Annotated in this window: 2 protein-coding genes; both read left to right on the forward strand. The window is 77.3% G+C overall.

Annotation, left to right across the window (positions count from 1 at the left end):
- Positions 1 to 1,655 (forward strand): MBL fold metallo-hydrolase RNA specificity domain-containing protein (locus tag K2Z83_RS21360; protein ID WP_220597217.1); only part of this gene is annotated, 1,655 nt, incomplete at its 5' end.
- A gap of 60 nt (positions 1,656 to 1,715) precedes the next feature.
- A partial coding sequence (locus K2Z83_RS21365; RefSeq protein ID WP_305082514.1) for an adenylate/guanylate cyclase domain-containing protein occupies positions 1,716 to 2,224 on the forward strand: 509 nt, incomplete at its 3' end.

Here is a 2,224-nt window from a genome sequence, read left to right on the forward strand (position 1 = left end):
AGCCGGTCGAGAGCCCGCAGCAGCGCGAGCGGGTGATCGCCGGGCCGCCCGGCGCGATCATCAGCTCGTCGGGCATGCTCACCGGCGGGCCGTCGGTCTGGTACGCCGAGCGGCTGGCCGGGCGGCCCGAGGCGGCGATCTTCTTCAGCGGCTATATCGACGAGGAGGCGCCCGGCCGGCGTCTGCTCGACCTGGCCGACTCCCAGCCCGAGGCGCGGCGCATGACCTTCGGCGAGCGCACGCTGCCGGTGGCCTGTGAGGTGGGCCGCTACAGCCTGAGCGCCCACGCCGACGGCGACGAGCTGGCGGCGATGGTGCGCGCGGTTCAGCCGCGCGCCGTGGCCCTCGTCCACGGCGACCCGGAGGCCCGCGCGGCGCTGGCGGCCCGCCTGCGCGGCCTGGCCGAGGTGGTCATCCCGCGCGACGGCCAGGATCTGCGGATCGCGCCCTCCGCGCGGGGCGGCCGGCGGGTGGTGACGCCGCCCGCGCCGCCCGCGCCGGTCGAGCCGGTGGGCGGCGGCGCGCCGATCGACGAGGCCGGGCTGGAGCGGCTCTGGGCGGCCCTGCGCGACGGCAGCGGCGTGCAGGCGCTCAGCGTGCGCGAGCTGGCGCGGGCCTGGTACGGCCCCGAGTCGGACACCGCCGCCGAGGAGCAGATGGAGGCGGCCCTCGGCGAGGGCAGCGCCCACTTCGTGGCACTGCCCCACGCGCCCGGCCTCTGGCGGCTGCCCGCGCCCACCGAGGTCCGCCGCACCCAGGCCGCCGGCGGCCCGCGGCGCGGCCCGCGCGTCGACAGCGCCGGCACCCAGGCGGTGATCGACCGGCACCTGGGCGACGCGCCCGACCTCTACCAGCGCGGGGTGGACCCTGAGAGCGGCGCGGTGACGCTGCGCTACTTCTTCCCGCCCGTCGCCGCCGCCCGCGACGCCGAGGCGATCGCCAGGATCGCCGAGGAGATCGGCGCGCCGGTGACGGTCTGGCCACAGCCGCACCAGGGCCAGCTGGCCCAGGCCGCGCTCGACCTACTGCCCGCGGGGCTGGAGGCCGAGCGCGCCCCGGCGATCTTCCTGGCCGACGCGCGAGTCGAGCTGCGCTGCGCGGGCGCGGCCGACCCGCAGGCCATCGCCGCCGCCGAGGCGGCCTTCGCCGCGCAGACCGGCTGGGCGCTGAGCATCCGCGCGCCGGGGGCCGCGCCCGCCGCCGCGCCGGCCGCCGCCGAGGAGGAGCTGTTCGCGCCGCCGCGGGGCGCCAGGCGCAGCGAGGTAAACTTCGCCCTGAGCACGGCGCGCACATGGTTCGACGCCGACACCGGCTGCTACAAGGCCAGCGCCGACCAGGACGCCGGCGTGGTAACGCTGCGCTTCCACTTCCCCGAGGTGGCGCGGGCGCGGCACGGGGCGCAGCTGGCCGAGCTGGCCGCCTTCGTCGGCTGGGCGATCAAGATCTGGCCGCAGCCGCACCAGGAGGCGCTGATGCGCGCGGCCCGCGAGGCCCTGCCGCCGGGGCTGCGCGCATCGGGCGCGCCCGCCATCCAGGGCGCCGCGCGAGAGGTGAGCCTGAAGGCCCAGGGGTCAGCCGCCGCCGAGGACCTGGAGGCCGCCGCGCGGGCCTTCGCCGAGCGCACCGGCTGGGCGCTCAGGGTGGTGATCACGTAGCAATCTGATCACAGCTGCGCTATACTGCTGCCCCGACACATCGCCCGCGTTCAGATCATTATGAAAACGCTTGTCGTCCAGCTTGCCGCCTTCCTCCCGCGCGACCGCGCGGCCCAGATAGCGCTCGGCGCGCCGCTGGCCGCCGAGGGCGTGGCCATGATCGGCGATATCTCCGGCTTCACGCCGCTCACCGAGACGCTGGCCCGCGAGCTGAGCCCGGCCCGCGGCGGCGAGGAGCTGACCCGCGCGCTCAACGGCGTCTTCGCCCCGCTGATCGGCGAGGTCCACCGCTACGGCGGCAGCGTGATCAAGTTCGCCGGCGACGCCCTGATCGTCTGGTTCCCGCGCCCGCCCCGCGCCCGCCGCGACGTGGTGGTGCGCCGCGCGCTGGCCGCCGCCGCCGGCATGCAGGCCGCCATCGCCCGCCACGGCCAGGCGCGCACCCCCGCCGGCCCCTTCACCCTGACCATGAAGGTCGGCCTGGCCTACGGGCCGGCCCTGCGCGTGCGCCTGGGCGACCCGCTGCTCGGCTACGAGGATGTGATCGGCGGCGAGACCCTCGACCGCAT

Origin of the sequence: Oscillochloris sp. ZM17-4, from assembly GCF_019599295.1 — a bacterium.
In the GTDB taxonomy this organism is placed as follows: Bacteria; Chloroflexota; Chloroflexia; order Chloroflexales; family Chloroflexaceae; genus Oscillochloris.